Annotated in this window: 8 protein-coding genes and 2 rRNA genes; 7 read left to right on the top strand and 3 right to left on the bottom strand. The window is 42.2% G+C overall.

The window, feature by feature from the left end:
• Positions 1-64: 64 nt before the first annotated feature.
• The 3 genes from MHH88_RS01350 to MHH88_RS01360 form a co-directional block, all read right to left on the bottom strand.
• Positions 65-1,750 (bottom strand): methyl-accepting chemotaxis protein, encoded by a 1,686-nt coding sequence (locus MHH88_RS01350; protein WP_339261123.1) that lies wholly within the window; start codon positions 1,748-1,750, stop codon positions 65-67.
• Between the two features lie 485 nt (positions 1,751-2,235).
• Positions 2,236-3,753 (bottom strand): catalase, encoded by a 1,518-nt coding sequence (locus MHH88_RS01355; protein ID WP_339261125.1) that lies wholly within the window; start codon positions 3,751-3,753, stop codon positions 2,236-2,238.
• A 313-nt stretch (positions 3,754-4,066) separates the two neighbouring features.
• Entirely contained in the window at positions 4,067-5,551 is a 1,485-nt protein-coding gene (locus MHH88_RS01360; RefSeq protein ID WP_339261127.1) for a helix-turn-helix domain-containing protein, read from the bottom strand.
• A gap of 205 nt (positions 5,552-5,756) precedes the next feature.
• Here MHH88_RS01360 and hutH point away from each other — a divergent pair, with 205 nt between their 5' ends.
• From hutH to MHH88_RS01395, 7 genes are all read left to right on the top strand, one after another.
• Positions 5,757-7,271, top strand: a complete 1,515-nt coding sequence (gene hutH, locus MHH88_RS01365) for a histidine ammonia-lyase (protein ID WP_339261129.1) — start codon at positions 5,757-5,759, stop codon at positions 7,269-7,271.
• A gap of 108 nt (positions 7,272-7,379) precedes the next feature.
• Positions 7,380-8,708 (top strand): YjiH family protein, encoded by a 1,329-nt coding sequence (locus MHH88_RS01370; protein ID WP_339261131.1) that lies wholly within the window; start codon positions 7,380-7,382, stop codon positions 8,706-8,708.
• A 15-nt stretch (positions 8,709-8,723) separates the two neighbouring features.
• Positions 8,724-10,394: a urocanate hydratase gene (gene hutU / locus MHH88_RS01375; RefSeq protein WP_339261133.1), complete on the top strand. Its 1,671-nt coding sequence runs from the start codon at positions 8,724-8,726 to the stop codon at positions 10,392-10,394.
• Positions 10,391-11,659 carry an imidazolonepropionase gene (hutI, locus tag MHH88_RS01380; protein WP_339261135.1) on the top strand — a complete coding sequence of 423 codons (1,269 nt, stop codon included), beginning with the start codon at positions 10,391-10,393 and terminating at the stop codon, positions 11,657-11,659. The genes hutU and hutI overlap by 4 nt, the downstream gene beginning before the upstream one ends.
• A 145-nt stretch (positions 11,660-11,804) precedes the next feature.
• Entirely contained in the window at positions 11,805-13,661 is a 1,857-nt protein-coding gene (locus MHH88_RS01385) for an SLC13 family permease (protein ID WP_339261137.1), read from the top strand.
• Between the two features lie 717 nt (positions 13,662-14,378).
• Positions 14,379-15,930: ribosomal RNA gene (locus MHH88_RS01390) — 16S ribosomal RNA — on the top strand.
• Positions 15,931-16,231: 301 nt separating this feature from the next.
• Positions 16,232-19,159: ribosomal RNA gene (locus MHH88_RS01395) — 23S ribosomal RNA — on the top strand.
• The 16S and 23S rRNA genes sit together here, the layout of an rRNA operon.
• Positions 19,160-19,175 lie beyond the last annotated feature (16 nt).

Raw genomic sequence — 19,175 nt, forward strand, 5'->3', positions numbered from 1 at the left:
CACCATAGTAGCAAAAAGTGTTAGATTGACTGCAATCAATCTAACACTTTTTTGTCGTAGCTTTTTAGACTTTAAATTTATTTATATGTGCTTGAAGGGTGGTAGCCCCGTCGTTTAAAGATTGTGCAACAGCATTCATTTCTTGGATGGTGGATGTTTGTTCTTCAATTGCGCTTGAAATCGTTTCGGATTGTTCTGCCACGTTTTTTGCTACCGCAGACATTTCATTGACAGATGCAGCAACCTCTTCAGTACTTGCAGAAATTTGTTGAGTAGAAGCAGAAACGTCTTCTATTTCGGATGCCATATCTTCAATTGCGCCCATAATGCCATTAAAGGCGTTTTGCGCATGTTGAATGTAAGAAACACCTTCATCAATATTTTGTACTGTAACGCTCACCGCTTTTTCGACTTCCAATGTATTTTGCTGAATATCATTAATTAAGTTAATGATTTGGTTGGCTGATATTTTGGATTCCTCTGCTAATTTACGTACTTCATCTGCAACGACGGCAAATCCTTGCCCATGTTCGCCAGCACGCACTGCTTCGATGGCAGCATTCAAAGCCAGCAGGTTGGTCTGATCGGTAATTTCAGTAATGACTTTCGTTATATTTTCAATTTCAGTCGATTGCGTACTTAACTGTTTAATAAGCGCATTTGTCTTATCTGAAGATTGTTGAATAACCATCATTTGATTTTCGGTCTTTTGCAACATCTTTTCACCATTAGTCGCAACGCTTTGTGTATCAAGCGCTTTCGAATGAAGCATCTGTGTGGCTTCAGCGATGCGCTGGACTCCACGTGCAGTTTCGTCCATAGCCATAGCAGTTTCTTGCCCTGTCACGACAGCCTGACTACCGCCTCGAGCCATTAATTCTACGCGTTTAGCAACGTCAGTTGAAGAAGAAGTAACGTCGTCAGTACTTGCGGCTAATTCTCCTGCACTTGTAGTAGTATGTTCTACATTTATCGCTATATTGTCAATGAGAGAGCGCAAATTTGCTTTCATTACATTAAATGAATCGGCTAACTTTCGAATCTCATCTTTTGTCTTTACTTTCACATCCTCTTGACGTAAATCACCGGTAGCAATGATATTTGCTGCCTTAGCTAGGCGATTGACAGGCTTTGTAATAATCCTTGTCATAATGAATGCGATGAGAAAGGCTAAACTTGTGGAAAAGGCAGCGAGAATTAAGATAGTCGATGAGCTTATTGTTTCCACTTTTGACGACTCAGCACGTGCTAACTGTACTTGTCTTTCCTCGTAAAATGCAATTTCATGTGCGGCTTGTTGGATTGCAGCAGCAGCAGGGCTTGCTTTTGTTCGAAGAATATCAATGGCAGGTTGTAAATTATCGGGACTGTATGTATTAATAATCTCCAGTACTGCTTTTTCAAAAATCGCTTGATTGGCTTTAATAACTTCCATTTGCTTTTGTGTCGTTTCGGAAGTGAATAAGCTATCTAGCTCTTCCACCTTGTCTTGAATCAACTTTTCTTGTTCCTCGAGGTTTTTAATGGTTGCTTCATTGGGTTCAAGAATATATGAACGAAGATAGTTGCTCTGCATTGAAGAGGCAATGACAATTTTATCGACTTGAATAAGCTTATAAACACGGTTTTCAAATAAGTCTTTATTTAAATTATTAATGTGATTCAGTTGGTAGTAAGCGATTGAGGAAATAGTTAGTAATAAAAGAATGATTGTACTAAATCCAATATATAGTTTCATTCGAATCGACATCTTTTTTCCTCCATTCCAGTTTTGTTTGTAATAGTTGTCACGTATCAATGCCCAAAAAATTTTAGCGACATTAGGAATAAGAACAGTACAAAGTTGGAAATTTTCATATAAATGGTATACAAGAACACCTATATGACGATGAGAGATATACATAGTAAAAGGAAACAATAAAAAATTGAATTCCACTGCATATTATTTTTTCAGTGAGTGGGGAAGTTACCTTTAAGTCAGTTGAGGCAGCTTGCGCCAATCTACTGAATAGTAAACGGTAATGATAGTCTAAGTGACAGATGCGAAAGCTTTTGAACGAAGGAAGATTGAAATATGTACGATAGTCTTCCACTGCAGCTACTTGTTATAAAACTTATTGGGACTAGTAAAATAACGAAGTAAAAATGACAAAAGGCATCGAGAAATGCATTCTCGCTACCTTTTGTCTACTTGCCAATGACAGCAAGTTTATTGGATATCAATACAGGGGAATATTAGATGTTTGCTACTTGTTTTACTTCTTTTTTTACATACGGATTTGAGAGATCCATGCCTTCTAATGATAGACCCATTGCTTTCGCTACACCCTCACCATATGCAGGGTCAGCTAAATAGCAGTGTAAGATGTGGCGACGTTTGATGAATTCTTCAACTGAAGCCATATCATTTGCTGTATTTTCGAATAAGCGTTGTTGCTCTTCCGCAGATAACAGACGGAATAATTTACCTGGTTGTTCGAAGTAGTTATTGTCATCTTCTCGGAAGTCGTGGATATCAGCATGACCATCAATACGTAATGGTGGCTCTTTATAGTCTAAGTTGTGCTCCCATTCACCATAGCTGTTTGGTTCATAGCTTAATGTAGAACCGAGATTGCCGTCAAAACGCATAGCGCCATCGCGGTGGAATGTGCGGAATGGGCATTTTGGTGCGTTTACAGGTAAGCTGTGGTGGTTTACACCTAAGCGATAGCGAGCTGCATCTGCGTATGCAAAAATACGAGCTTGTAACATTTTGTCTGGAGAGTAGCTGATACCAGGCACAATGTTAGATGGTGCAAACGATGATTGTTCTACTTCTGCAAAGTAGTTATCAGGGTTTTTATTTAACTCGAATTCGCCAACTGGAATTAGTGGGAAGTCTTTTTTGTACCAAACTTTTGTTAAGTCGAATGGGTTATAAGGTAATTCACGCGCTTGTTCTTCTGTCATAACTTGAATGTACATTTTCCATTTTGGGAAATCGCCTCGTTCGATAGCTTCGTACAAGTCACGTTGTGAAGATTCGCGGTCTTTACCGATAATTTCAGCTGCTTCAGCACCTGTTAAGTTTTTAATGCCTTGCTCTGTACGGAAATGGAATTTCACCCATACACGCTCATTTTGTGCATTGATGAAGCTGTAAGTGTGTGAGCCGAAACCATGCATGTTACGATATCCTGTTGGAATACCGCGGTCAGACATAACAATTGTAATTTGGTGTAACGCTTCTGGTAATAAAGTCCAGAAATCCCAGTTGGAGTTTGCGTTTTTCATATTTGTGCGTGGATCGCGTTTTACTACGTGGTTTAAATCTGTAAAGTGTAACGGATCACGGAAGAAGAATACAGGCGTGTTATTACCGACTAAATCCCAGTTACCTTCTTCTGTATAGAATTTCAATGCAAAGCCTCGAATATCGCGCTCTGCATCTGCAGCACCGCGTTCTCCCGCTACAGTTGAGAAACGAGCGAACATTGGTGTTTTCTTCCCAACTTCAGAGAAGATTTTAGCTTTCGTATATTGAGAAATATCATGTGTCACAGTGAATGTACCGAATGCTCCTGAACCTTTAGCATGCATACGGCGCTCCGGAATAACTTCACGGTTGAAGTTTGCTAATTTTTCAACTAACCATACATCTTGAAGTAAAAGAGGACCACGAGGACCTGCAGACATAGAGTCGTGGTTGCTTACTACTGGAGCACCACCTGCTGTTGTGAAACGACGGCTACGATCATTTGCGTTTGTCATATTAGTTTACCTCCTGAAAAATATTGTGAGTCAAACTCCTCGTAAATAACTATAACAAATATAAAATAGAATTGCTAGTACATTATAATAATTATTGTTAAAGAATTTATATAGCAATGTATAAACTATAAATATATGCATAGCTTTCAACCGATATACATAGTTTTTTAGAATATTTTCACTGTTTTTATAGTTTTTACGGTTGTTTTAAAGGAATAAGTGATTTGCTAGTATACAAGTTTAAAGACAAAGTATAATTGGAAATCCTTCTTATTTAATATTGATATTGAAAATAGGGTATCCTAAATGAAAATTACGATTGTGTAATACCTCCTTGATTTTTCCATTCCTTTCGATAGCGGTTAGGTGTAGTCCCTATGAGTTGTTTAAATAATTTGCTGAAATAATTCGGATCATCAAAGCCATTTAACAGTGCAATTTCACTAATGGCAAAATCGGTTTCAATAAGCATTTTAGTTGAATTTTGAATACGAACTTGCTGCAAATAGCGTTTAAATGGCTGACCTTGTTTCCGTGAAAATATTGTACTTAAATAATTGGGGCTAATCCCTAACTTATTCGCGATAAATGGTAAGGATAGTTCATGATTATGATATTGATAATCGATTATTTCTAAAGCTAATTCTACATAGTCCGCTTTCTTCTCCATTCGAGCTTCACGTGCTAATTCAATAAGTCGCTGTGTGAATAAAATAATGCCATTGAGAATTGTATAGAATATAGGGTGTTCAATAATCAAATGAAAAAGTTGGCGATAATTTTGCTCGATAGCCGCTTTTTCATGCAGTTTATATTTCAGCATAAATCGGCGGATTTGCGCCAATACACTGGTAAGATGGATACGCAAATCATCTTGCTCGTAATAGATTCCTTCATTTGATAAGCGATATAAGAACGCTTTTACGGCTTCAATATTACCTTCCTCTAAACTTTTAATAAGTAATTGTTGCTCCTCTGGTGTTAGTAAAGGGTCGAGGGGGTGTGTTTGGTATTGTTTCGTTGCATAAAAAATATGGCCGTAGCCTTCATAAAAGCTTTGCAGTAGGGCTCGCTTTGTTAATGCGTACTTTTCTTTTAAAGTTGTCGGCGTACCATCATAAACGCCAATATTCAGAGCGCCGTTATTCGTCATTTGCCATTCCTTTAGCAAGGTTCGTATATCTTTTTCGATAATTTTCAAATCGCTTGTTTGAAATAGGCAAATGATTGTATCTGATAACGGGTAAATGCTCATTTGATAATAAAACGGTGTTTGTTGAAGCCAAATGAACAATTTATTTAATGTTTCTGGATACTCAGGTTCTATCATCGTGAACTGGATATCGGTTGTTAATGAGTTAGTTGTGTTCTCTAAAAATAATTGATAGTAAAAAGATTCATCTTTCGCATCCGCACTAGCTTTTGGGATTTGAGGTGTATGCAACGATATAGCACTAAGCTTTTGCTTTAAAACTTCTAAATCAATTGGTTTTACAAAAAGATGTGCCACCTGTAAATCTATTGCTTTTAATGCGTTTTTAAATAACGGCTCTGTGGTGATGGCAAGGATTTTGCCTGAGTGTTTTTGTAAAAGCCCGTAAAGAGCCGTTAAACGATTATTCGGTAGCATGTCGATATTTAATAAAATAACTTCTGGTACAAACTGTTGAATGCTTTTTGCAGCCTCGGAAATAGTTGTGCACATCTCAATTGATAAATCTCCTGGAAAGTATGTATGCAAAAACCAACGAATGCCCGAAAGTTCCGTAAGATCTCGATCAATTAATAATAATTTCATTCAAATCAGCCTTTCTTAAAAAAATCCTGTTTCGTAAAAAAATACGATTATATTATTAAAAATAACATAAAAATCTGAAATAATTCCTGTTTTCTCTTTTAAAATTCTATATTTTCTGAAAAAAGTAGTTTGTACAATGGAGATAGAGAAATTCTTTTTTATACAAGTACATTTACATAAGCTGTTAAGGATAGGGGGATATCGTATGCAAACAATCATCGAACTTGATGGCAATACGTTAACAAGGCAACAAATTGAGAAAATCGTGAAGGGGCAGGCTTCGGTCGTATTATCTACTGACAGTACGGAACGCGTTCGAGCAAGTAGAGAAAGAATTGAAAAACGCTTAGCAGAGGGGCAAGTAATTTACGGTGTCAATACTGGGTTTGGCAAGTTAAGTAATATACGAATTGAAGAATCAGATATTGAGTTACTGCAATTAAATTTACTTCGTTCAGATGCAACAGGTGTTGGCGAACCGTTTCCAACGGATGTCGTGCGTGCGATGATGATTTTACGCGCAAATGCATTAGCGCGTGGGTTTTCTGGTATTCGACAAGAAACATTGCAATTATTGCTAGACTGCATCAATAAAGGGGTACATCCAATCGTGCCATCCCAAGGATCAGTTGGAGCAAGTGGAGATTTAGCACCATTATCCCATTTAGCCTTAGTACTTGTAGGTGAAGGGAAAGCTGAATTTAAGGGCGAACTTGTGTCAGGTGATATCGCATTACAAAAAGCAGGTTTAACACCTGTGCGATTACAGGCAAAGGAAGGATTAGCACTAGTAAATGGTACGCAAGCAATGACGGGTATTGGCGTTTTGACATTAAACGAGGCAGAGCGTATTGGGCTTGCCGCGGATATGGCTGCGAGTCTGTCATTAGAGGCGTTAAAAGGGATTACGTCTGCATTTGATCCGGCACTATTAGCTGTAAGACCACATCCAGAATTAGAGTTGGTAGGAGGGCGTATTCGCAAATGGCTTGAAGGCAGTAAACGCGTGACCAAGCAAGGGGAAATAAGGATGCAGGATGCGTATTCTCTGCGGTGCATTCCCCAAGTACACGGTGCATCTTGGCAATCATTTTTCTATGCGGAGCAGCGTGTGCAAATAGAGATGAATGCTACAACAGACAATCCTATCGTTTTAGAAAATGGAGAAGTTCTATCGGGAGGTCATTTTCACGGTCAACCGATAGCATTAGCTATGGACTTTTTAAAGGTTGGGGTCAGTGAATGGGCTAATATTTCCGAAAGACGTACAGAGCGCATGGTCAATCCGCAACTTAATGATGGTTTGCCACCATTTTTAGCAACAAATCCTGGTATTGAATGTGGACTGATGATTGCACAATATACAGCTGCTTCGATTGTGTCAGAAAACAAAGTGCTGGCACATCCTTCAAGTGTTGATTCGATACCTACATCAGGGAATCAAGAAGATCATGTCAGTATGGGGACAACATCAGCTCGTCAAGTGCGACAAATTGTCCACAATGCAGCTCGGGTTATTGCAATAGAAATGATTTGTGCGTCGCAAGCTATCCATCTAGATAAGGCGGAAGAGCAGTTATCGCCAACAACAAGAAAGTATTTAGCAAAAGTGCGTGAATTCTGTCCGCCTTTATTGGCAGACCAACCTATTGGTGACGAAATTGAAGCATTAGCGAAGTACTTATTAGCAAGTGATGTTCTATTAGATGAGAGCATTTAAGCTTCTTGTATAACATCCTTTATGTTCCCGCCAAGTTCTTTTACTTAAATGAATTTGGTGGGCACTATTGGGTGACTGGTTTGCTATAAATAAGCAAGGAGGACTGCCATGGATTATAAGCAACAGGCGTTGAGGCACGACTCGTCATTTAGAGTTTCCTCAATTATAAAAATGGTTATCTGTAGCTTAGTCGGAATATTCAGCTTTTTCATTTCGTTTGAATGGCATGGAAAAAACACAATTCTAATCGATCATATTGTGAATTATATTCGTACAGAAGCACCCTCGCTTGTCACTGTTTATGTGGTTATGATGCTTGTTGGAGGAGCGATCTATCCATTTATTTCTGATAAATGGAGTAAGTCAACAGTTGATGTTGTGTTGTCAATTTTTAAAGTAGGTGGAATGGTAGCTGGGGTTTTGCTAATTTTTAATGTTGCTCCTGCATGGCTTGCCAATGAAAATATCGGACCTTACTTAATGGAGAAACTAATTAAGCCAGTAGGGGTACTTATTCCGATAGGCTCTTTATTTTTAGCTATTCTTGTTAGCTTTGGGTTACTTGAATTTATTGGTGTTTTAACGCATCGTTTTATGCAACCTATTTTTAAGACGCCGGGCCGTTCGGCAGTAGATGCAGTAGCCTCATTTGTTGGCAGTTATTCGGTCGGGTTACTTTTAACGAACCGTGTCTATATGGAAGGTCGTTATACAGCGAAGGAGGCCGCAATTATTGCAACAGGCTTTTCAACTGTATCTGCCACATTTATGGTTGTCATTGCAAGCACGCTCGATATTATGCCACATTGGAATACATTTTTTTGGGTATCGCTCGTTGTGACATTTCTAGTTACGGCAATAACAGCACGTATGTATCCACTGCGTTCAATGAAGGATGAATACTTTGCAGGCTCGACACCGATGCCAGAAAAAATAGTGATGCAAAATCGTTTTAAAGAAGCGTGGCGTCAAGCGATGGTGGCGGTTGAGCAAAATCCGCCGTTAGCAAAAATTTTATGGATGAATTTAAAGGATGGCCTTGTGATGGCAATGGATGTTATGCCTTCTATTTTATCAATTGGTCTTCTAGGGCTTGTACTCGCAACATATACGCCTGTTTTTGATTGGCTTGCGTATATTTTTGTTCCTTTTACATATGTATTACAAGTTCCAGAACCATTTTTAACAGCGAAAGCATTGTCTTTATCGTTGGCGGAAGTGTTTTTACCAGCACTTGTTGTCACACAAGCAACATTGATAACGAAATTTATTGTGTCTGTCGTATCTATTTCTTCAATATTATTCTTTTCTGCTGTAATTCCACTGATCTTATCATCAGAAATTCCATTGACATTGCGTGAAATCTTGCTGATTTGGTTTGAGCGTGTCGTCTTATCTTTAATTATTGTAACACCAATAGCATTTTTACTATTTTAAAGGAGCGTGTTTTGAATGGTATATAAAACTAATATTCGTGCACCAAGAGGGAATGAAATAACATGTAAAGGTTGGACGCAGGAAGCGGCGATGCGCATGCTGATGAATAATCTAGATCCTGAAGTTGCAGAAAATCCTGATGAGCTTATTGTGTATGGAGGAATAGGAAAAGCGGCGCGAAATTGGCAAAGCTATGAACAAATCATTGCTTCTTTAAAAGAATTAGAGAATGATGAAACATTGCTTATTCAATCGGGTAAGCCAGTAGCTGTCTTCCGTACGCATGAACATGCACCACGCGTTTTAATCGCCAATTCAAACTTAGTGCCTGCATGGTCCAATTGGGAGCATTTCTATGAGCTAGAGGACCGTGATTTAATGATGTACAGTCAAATGACTGCTGGTAGTTGGATATATATTGGTGCTCAAGGTATATTACAAGGCACATATTTATCGTTTGTAGAGGCTGGAAAGAAAGTGTTTGGTAGTGCGGACTTACGCGGGAAATTCATTCTTACTGGTGGTATGGGTGGTATGAGTGGTGCACAGCCTTTAGCTGGAAAAATGGCAGGGGCAGTCATTTTAGTAGTTGAAGTGGAACGTGCTCGTATTGAACGGAAAATAAAAGAAGGCTACTGTGATTATCTTGTTGAGACAGTAGATGAAGCGGTGGCATTAGTCAATCAACTCCGTGCTCAACGAGAGCCAGCGTCAATCGGGCTAGTTGGCAACTGTGCAGATGTTAACCGTGAATTGTTAAACCGAGGTATCATCCCAGATTTTGTGACAGACCAAACATCTGCGCATGACCCTATCAATGGCTATGTACCGAATGGTATGACGTTTGAAGAAGCGTTAGCGTTACGGAAAAATGATGTCAAAACGTATGAGCAAAAGGCGAAAGAAACGATGGCAGAGCATGTTCGTACAATGCTTGAATTTCAACAGGCAGGTGCTGAAGTATTTGATTACGGTAATAATATTCGTGCTTACGCAAAAGAGATGGGTGTGACAAATGCTTTTGACTTCCCAGGCTTTGTACCAGCGTATATTCGTCCATTGTTCTGTGAGGGTAAGGGGCCGTTCCGTTGGGCAGCACTTTCTGGTGATCCGGAAGATATTTATAAAACAGATGCTTTAGCGAAAGAAATGTTTGCTGAAGATGAAGGTCTTGTCAATTGGATTGATATGGCGCAAAAAATGGTGAAATGGCAGGGACTACCTGCACGTATTTGCTGGTTAGGGTATGGTGATCGCCATCGCTTTGCACTGAAGGTGAATGAAATGGTAGCAAATGGCGAGTTGTCTGCACCAATTGTTTTCGGACGGGATCATTTAGACTCTGGCTCAGTGGCTTCTCCCAACCGTGAAACAGAAGGGATGTTGGATGGGTCAGATGCAGTATCCGATTGGCCGATTTTAAACGCACTAGTTAACACAGCGAGTGGAGCTAGCTGGGTAAGTGTTCACCATGGTGGCGGTGTAGGAATGGGCTATTCACAGCATGCAGGTCAAGTGTTAGTTGCTGATGGATCAACACTAGCGGCTGAGAAAATAGCGCGCGTGTTGATTTCAGACCCTGGAATGGGCATTGTTCGGCATGCAGATGCAGGTTATGACATTGCTATCAATACAGCAAAGAATAAAGGTGTCCATATGCCAATGCTAAAGGATGATGTGAAATGACCCTGTTAATTAAAAATGCAAATGAAGTCATTACTTTGAAAAGCGTTTTACAAGGGCCTCGAATAAAAGAACAAATGCGAGAGATTGCCGTTGTAGAAAAGGGAAGTGTGCTCGTAGCAGGAAGTCAGATTGTCGCTGTCGGGGCTTACGAACAGTTAGTTATAGATTTCCCTCATTTAGTGCAGGAAGCAGAGGTTATAGATGCATCTGGAAAGATTGTCATGCCAGGTCTTGTGGATTGCCATACACATTTAGTACATGGCGGTACACGTGAGCAGGAATTTAATATGAGACTTAACGGTTCCACTTATATGGACATTATGAATGCAGGTGGAGGCATTCATGCTACAACAAAGCACACACGAGAAACAAGTTTTGAAGCGTTATATGAAAAAACGATGCACCATTTAGATGTTTTTTTAAAGCATGGTGTGACTACTGTGGAAGCGAAGTCAGGTTACGGTCTGGAATGGGAAACGGAAAAGAAACAACTGGAAGTAGCTAAAAAGCTACAGGACACACATGTGGTAGATGTCATTAGTACCTTTATGGGCGCACATGCGGTACCACGCGATTTTAAAGGACGAGAAGATGAATATGTAGACGTTATTATTAATGATATGTTGCCAAAAGTGTCGGCATTAGAGCTTGCAGAATTCAATGATGTGTTTTGTGAAAAAGGCGTATTTACACCAGCGCAATCTAGACGCATTTTAGAGGCGGGTAAAGCGCTTGGACTAACACCGAAAATTCATGCTGATGAAATAGAGCCGTATAACGGTGCGGAATTAGCCGCTGATGTGGGGGCTATCTCGGCAGAGCATTTGTTAGTTGCTTCGGATGAAGGTATTCAAAATATGGCTGAAGCAGGAACAATTGCCGTCTTGCTACCTGGCACTGCCTTCTTCTTACGCGCACCGTTTGCAAGAGGCAGGTTAATGATTGATGAAGGAGTGCCAGTTGCCATCTCAACAGACTTTAACCCGGGTTCTTCGCCGACAATGAGTTTGCCATTTATAATGAATTTAGCTTGTATGCATATGGGGTTGACATTAGAAGAAGTAATCACTGCTACGACCATTAATGCTGCGTATGCATTGAACAGAGGCCAGCAGATTGGTACGCTTGAAGCGGGTAAACAAGCAGATGTTATTATATTGGATGTTGCCAATTACAAACAGCTACAATACTTTTACGGCATGAATCATACCGATACGGTGATTAAAAAAGGGCAAGTCGTAGTGCGTCATGGTATTGTTTTGTAATAAATAAAGAGTTTTGGTGAATGATTAATCTCAATTGTGCATAGATTTACCAATTAAATATTACAGAAAAAGCATAAATAGGGAGAATTCCGTTATTTATGCTTTTTTTCGTATAGAATGTAGTTGTTACTATCGTTAGAAAGGAATGCTTTACGTGCAGCTAACATTAACATTTCTTATTTTAGGAATGACGATTATTGTATTTATGACGAATCGAGTGCGTGCAGATTTTGTTGCTATTGTCTCTCTTCTCGCATTTGTTATCGCTAATATTTTAACGCCAGCAGAAGCTTTGGCAGGCTTTTCAAATTCGGTTGTGCTAATGATTGCTGGCCTTTTTGTAGTTGGAGCTGGTATTTTGCGTACGGGTCTTGCAGCAATGGCTGGACAACTATTATTGAAATGGTCAGGTAATAGCGAGCTCAAGTTATTTATCCTATTGCTCATTATTGTAGGTTCTGTAGGTGCTTTTATGAGTAATACGGGTACAGTTGCCTTGATGATGCCGATTGTTGTCAGCATTGCCATCAGTATGAAGGAAAGTCCTTCGAAGTTCTTACTACCTCTTTCTTATGTCGCTAGTTTGTCGGGCTTAATGACATTAATTGCTTCCCCGCCCAATTTAATTGTCAGTCAGCTTTTAGTCGATCAAGGCTATCCGAAGCTTGGTTTTTTTGAGGTGACGCCGATTGGACTAGTTGGGATGATTGTCGGTATTTTATATTTGGTGCTTGTGCGTAATATTCTGTTACCAAATGATAAAAAAAGAACGCAAACATCTACTGGCTATAAGCTCTCGCCAAAGAAAATTATGAAGCAATATGATTTAAACAATCGATTATTTAAGGTGTTTGTACCTGAGGATTCTACAATTATAGGAACATCACTGGCAGAATTAAAGCTTCCCGCAAAGTATGGACTTTGTATGATGAAAATTCACCGTAAATCACAAGATGGAATGAATTTACTCCCGATGACCTATCAAGAAATGGCAGGGCCAACGAGTGTTATCCATGCTTTAGATGAGCTCTATGTACAAGGTGAGGAAGGGGCGATTGGTAATTTAACTGCAGATTACGGTTTAGTGATGCAAGAATTGACTGAGAATGAAGCGGATGAGTTGGTAACAAAGCATCTTGGTATTGCGGAAGTACTATTAACACCCAACTCAAGTTTTATTAATGAGACGGTCAGTTCACTAGGATTCCGAGAAAAGTATAATCTCAATATTATTGGCATTAACCATAGAGGTGGCTATAAGCTTCAAGATATGGTGACGCATAAGCTGAAATTCGGGGATGCCATCTTAGTACAAGGCGCATGGGATGAAATATTAGTGCTCGCTCGAGAGACACAGGATGTTGTTGTTGTCGGCCAACCGAAAGAGCATGCGAGTGTTGCAGCGGCAACTGGTAAAGCAGGAATAGCTGGTGCGATTATGCTGCTGATGATTGGGCTTATGGCTTTTGAAGTATTCCCTGCTGTTATTTCTGTTATGGTTGGGGCAGTATTGATGATTATAACTGGCTGTTTGCGAAATATGGAAGATGCGTATAACAATATGAATTTTGAAAGTATTGTGCTCGTTGCGGCGATGCTTCCGATGGCTACAGCCTTAGAGAAAACAGGGGGCATGGTTATCTTATCCAACGGCATAATTGATGTTCTTGGTAAATACGGTCCTTACGGGGTACTGATAGGGATATATGTACTGACAGTTATTTTTGGTCAATTTATTAGTAATACTGCAACCGCTGTTTTGTTTGCGCCGATTGCGATGAACGCAGCGATTGCAATGGATGCAAATCCTACAACCTTTATGATTGGTGTAGCGGTAGCAGCAAGTATGGCGTTTGCCACGCCAATTGCCTCACCTACTAATGCGTTAGTGATGACTGCTGGTGGCTATAAATTTATGGATTTTGTAAAGATTGGCGTACCATTACAAGTTATTATGTTTATTGTGATGATGCTTGCAGTTCCATTTTTCTTTCCGTTTTAGAATTTGTATTTTTGTTTAGTTTCTTGCTGTTTTCCACTGTAGTGTTAGTTAAGCTACAGTGGAAAGCGAAAAGCAATGGCATTAGATTTAAAGCAAATAGAAAATTGTATAATGAAAACGAGAAAGAGGATAAGGTTTGTTTTATATTAAGAACTTATTTATTTTAGGAATAGTCTTTTATGTAAAGATAGGCATTCGAGTAAAGAAAGATGTGCGTTTTAGAAAGAAAGTAGAATTAATAGGGCAATAAAAAATTTGGGCACTTATATAGGAAGGTTTTCGATTTTCTAATTTATAAAGTATAATTTTATAAAGGTTTTTAATATAATTTGATATTTTTATAGAAAAAATACTTGCAAAGGTTATAGAATCGTGATAAATTATTACTTGTCGCTAAGACGACGTAACATTAGTATTACAAACTACTTAAAAACAATATAAAAAAGTGTTGACAAGAACGTTTGTAAATAGTATGATATAAAAGTTGTCGCTTCTGAAAGAAGATAAAATATTTCAAAAAAGTTGTTGACAACAAAAAAATAAAATGTTATGATTTAAAAGTCGCTAAAAACAAACGGCGACGAAATGAACCTTGAAAACTGAACAAGCAAAACGTAATCAATATAGTTTTTACTAGCTAACTTCGTTAGTGAACGAAACAAAATTTTGGACATCAAAATTGATGCCAGCAAAACAATTTGAGCTAATCAAATTTCTTTTATGGAGAGTTTGATCCTGGCTCAGGACGAACGCTGGCGGCGTGCCTAATACATGCAAGTCGAGCGAACAGAGAAGGAGCTTGCTCCTTTGACGTTAGCGGCGGACGGGTGAGTAACACGTGGGCAACCTACCCTATAGTTTGGGATAACTCCGGGAAACCGGGGCTAATACCGAATAATCTATTGTCCCTCATGGGACAATACTGAAAGACGGTTTCGGCTGTCGCTATAGGATGGGCCCGCGGCGCATTAGCTAGTTGGTGAGGTAACGGCTCACCAAGGCGACGATGCGTAGCCGACCTGAGAGGGTGATCGGCCACACTGGGACTGAGACACGGCCCAGACTCCTACGGGAGGCAGCAGTAGGGAATCTTCCACAATGGGCGAAAGCCTGATGGAGCAACGCCGCGTGAGTGAAGAAGGATTTCGGTTCGTAAAACTCTGTTGTAAGGGAAGAACAAGTACAGTAGTAACTGGCTGTACCTTGACGGTACCTTATTAGAAAGCCACGGCTAACTACGTGCCAGCAGCCGCGGTAATACGTAGGTGGCAAGCGTTGTCCGGAATTATTGGGCGTAAAGCGCGCGCAGGTGGTTTCTTAAGTCTGATGTGAAAGCCCACGGCTCAACCGTGGAGGGTCATTGGAAACTGGGAGACTTGAGTGCAGAAGAGGATAGTGGAATTCCAAGTGTAGCGGTGAAATGCGTAGAGATTTGGAGGAACACCAGTGGCGAAGGCGACTATCTGGTCTGTAACTGACACTGAGGCGCGAAAGCGTGGGGAGCAAACAGGATTAGATACCCTGGTAGTCCACGCCGTAAACGATGAGTGCTAAGTGTTAGGGGGTTTCCGCCCCTTAGTGCTGCAGCTAACGCATTAAGCACTCCGCCTGGGGAGTACGGTCGCAAGACTGAAACTCAAAGGAATTGACGGGGGCCCGCACAAGCGGTGGAGCATGTGGTTTAATTCGAAGCAACGCGAAGAACCTTACCAGGTCTTGACATCCCGTTGACCACTGTAGAGATATGGTTTTCCCTTCGGGGACAACGGTGACAGGTGGTGCATGGTTGTCGTCAGCTCGTGTCGTGAGATGTTGGGTTAAGTCCCGCAACGAGCGCAACCCTTGATCTTAGTTGCCATCATTTAGTTGGGCACTCTAAGGTGACTGCCGGTGACAAACCGGAGGAAGGTGGGGATGACGTCAAATCATCATGCCCCTTATGACCTGGGCTACACACGTGCTACAATGGACGATACAAACGGTTGCCAACTCGCGAGAGGGAGCTAATCCGATAAAGTCGTTCTCAGTTCGGATTGTAGGCTGCAACTCGCCTACATGAAGCCGGAATCGCTAGTAATCGCGGATCAGCATGCCGCGGTGAATACGTTCCCGGGCCTTGTACACACCGCCCGTCACACCACGAGAGTTTGTAACACCCGAAGTCGGTGAGGTAACCTTTTGGAGCCAGCCGCCGAAGGTGGGATAGATGATTGGGGTGAAGTCGTAACAAGGTAGCCGTATCGGAAGGTGCGGCTGGATCACCTCCTTTCTAAGGATATTTTCGGAATACAAACCTTGGGTTTGTAAGATTACGTTTTGCGTTCAGTTTTGAAGGTTCATTCTTCTGAATGACTTCAAAATTTGTTCTTTGAAAACTGGATAAAACGACATTGAAATTGTAACAAACACATTTATTTTTTTAAGTTTTTTATAGGCTTAATAACAAATGAAGGTTTCGAGATACGAGTAAGACAAGGAAGCGATTGAGTGAGAGAAGGAGCGTACCTCTGTACGTGACTGACCGAACGAATGAAGCTGACGCTGGATTACGATGTATATCGGAAGCTGCAGGTTAAGTTATTAAGGGCGCACGGCGAATGCCTTGGCACTAGGAGCCGAAGAAGGACGGCACTAACACCGATATGCTTCGGGGAGCTGTAAGTGAGCTTTGATCCGGAGATTTCCGAATGGGGGAACCCACTACGTTTAATCGCGTAGTATCTTGACGTGAATACATAGCGTCTTGAAGGCAGACCCAGGGAACTGAAACATCTAAGTACCTGGAGGAAGAGAAAGAAAAATCGATTCCCTGAGTAGCGGCGAGCGAAACGGGAAGAGCCCAAACCAAGAGGCTTGCCTCTTGGGGTTGTAGGACACTCTATACGGAGTTACAAAGGAATGAGTTAGATGAAGCGACTTGGAAAGGTCCGCCAGAGCAGGTAAAAGCCCTGTAGTCGAAAGTTCATTCCCTCCAGAGTGGATCCTGAGTACGGCGGAACACGTGAAATTCCGTCGGAATCCGGGAGGACCATCTCCCAAGGCTAAATACTACCTAGTGACCGATAGTGAACCAGTACCGTGAGGGAAAGGTGAAAAGCACCCCGGGAGGGGAGTGAAAGAGATCCTGAAACCGTGTGCCTACAAGTAGTTAGAGCCCGTTAATGGGTGATAGCGTGCCTTTTGTAGAATGAACCGGCGAGTTACGATTACGTGCGAGGTTAAGCTTTAGAAGGCGGAGCCGCAGCGAAAGCGAGTCTGAATAGGGCGAATTAGTACGTGGTCGTAGACCCGAAACCAGGTGATCTACCCATGTCCAGGGTGAAGGTGAGGTAACACTTACTGGAGGCCCGAACCCACGCACGTTGAAAAGTGCGGGGATGAGGTGTGGGTAGCGGAGAAATTCCAATCGAACTTGGAGATAGCTGGTTCTCTCCGAAATAGCTTTAGGGCTAGCCTCGTGATGAGAATACTGGAGGTAGAGCACTGTTTGGACTAGGGGGCCATCCCGGTTTACCGAATTCAGACAAACTCCGAATGCCAGATATTTATACACGGGAGTCAGACTGCGAGTGATAAGATCCGTAGTCAAAAGGGAAACAGCCCAGACCACCAGCTAAGGTCCCAAAGTAATCGTTAAGTGGAAAAGGATGTGGCGTTGCACAGACAACCAGGATGTTGGCTTAGAAGCAGCCATCATTTAAAGAGTGCGTAATAGCTCACTGGTCGAGTGACGCTGCGCCGAAAATGTATCGGGGCTAAACGATTCACCGAAGCTGTGGATTGACATCTACGATGTCAGTGGTAGGAGAGCGTTCTAAGTGCGTTGAAGTCAGACCGGAAGGACTGGTGGAGCGCTTAGAAGTGAGAATGCCGGTATGAGTAGCGAAAGACGGGTGAGAATCCCGTCCACCGTATGACTAAGGTTTCCTGAGGAAGGCTCGTCCGCTCAGGGTTAGTCGGGACCTAAGCCGAGGCCGATAGGCGTAGGCGATGGACAACAGGTTGATATTCCTGTACCACCTCCTCACCGTTTGAGAAATGGGGGGACGCAGTAGGATAGGGTAAGCGCGCCGTTGGTTGTGCGCGTCCAAGCAGTAAGGCGTGTGTGTAGGCAAATCCGCACACTGTAACGTTGAGCTGTGATGGCGAGTCCGTATGGACGAAGTTCCTGATTTCACACTGCCAAGAAAAGCCTCTATCGAGGTGAGAGGTGCCCGTACCGCAAACCGACACAGGTAGTCGAGGAGAGAATCCTAAGGTGTGCGAGAGAACTCTCGTTAAGGAACTCGGCAAAATGACCCCGTAACTTCGGGAGAAGGGGTGCTCTTGAGCGTGCAAGCGCATGAGAGCCGCAGTGAATAGGCCCAGGCGACTGTTTAGCAAAAACACAGGTCTCTGCAAAACCGTAAGGTGACGTATAGGGGCTGACGCCTGCCCGGTGCTGGAAGGTTAAGAGGAGTGGTTAGCGCAAGCGAAGCTGCGAATTGAAGCCCCAGTAAACGGCGGCCGTAACTATAACGGTCCTAAGGTAGCGAAATTCCTTGTCGGGTAAGTTCCGACCCGCACGAAAGGCGTAACGATCTGGGCACTGTCTCAACGAGAGACTCGGTGAAATTATAGTACCTGTGAAGATGCAGGTTACCCGCGACAGGACGGAAAGACCCCGTGGAGCTTTACTGTAGCCTGATATTGAATTTTGGTACAACTTGTACAGGATAGGTAGGAGCCAGAGATCTCGGAGCGCCAGCTTCGAAGGAGGCGTCGGTGGGATACTACCCTGGTTGTATTGAAATTCTAACCCATGCCCCTTAGCGGGGCAGGAGACAGTGTCAGGCGGACAGTTTGACTGGGGCGGTCGCCTCCTAAAAGGTAACGGAGGCGCCCAAAGGTTCCCTCAGAATGGTTGGAAATCATTCGTAGAGTGTAAAGGCACAAGGGAGCTTGACTGCGAGACCTACAAGTCGAGCAGGGTCGAAAGACGGGCTTAGTGATCCGGTGGTTCCGCATGGAAGGGCCATCGCTCAACGGATAAAAGCTACCCCGGGGATAACAGGCTTATCTCCCCCAAGAGTCCACATCGACGGGGAGGTTTGGCACCTCGATGTCGGCTCATCGCATCCTGGGGCTGTAGTCGGTCCCAAGGGTTGGGCTGTTCGCCCATTAAAGCGGTACGCGAGCTGGGTTCAGAACGTCGTGAGACAGTTCGGTCCCTATCCGTCGTGGGCGTAGGAAATTTGAGAGGAGCTGTCCTTAGTACGAGAGGACCGGGATGGACACACCGCTGGTGTACCAGTTGTCTTGCCAAAGGCATCGCTGGGTAGCTATGTGTGGACGGGATAAGTGCTGAAAGCATCTAAGCATGAAGCCCCCCTCAAGATGAGATTTCCCATTACGCAAGTAAGTAAGATCCCTCAAAGACGATGAGGTAGATAGGTTCGAGGTGGAAGTGTGGTGACACATGGAGCTGACGAATACTAATCGATCGAGGACTTAACCAAAAAAGTTTGAAACATT

Origin of the sequence: Lysinibacillus sp. FSL K6-3209 (assembly GCF_037976175.1) — a bacterium.
In the GTDB taxonomy this organism is placed as follows: Bacteria; Bacillota; Bacilli; order Bacillales_A; family Planococcaceae; genus Lysinibacillus; species Lysinibacillus sphaericus_D.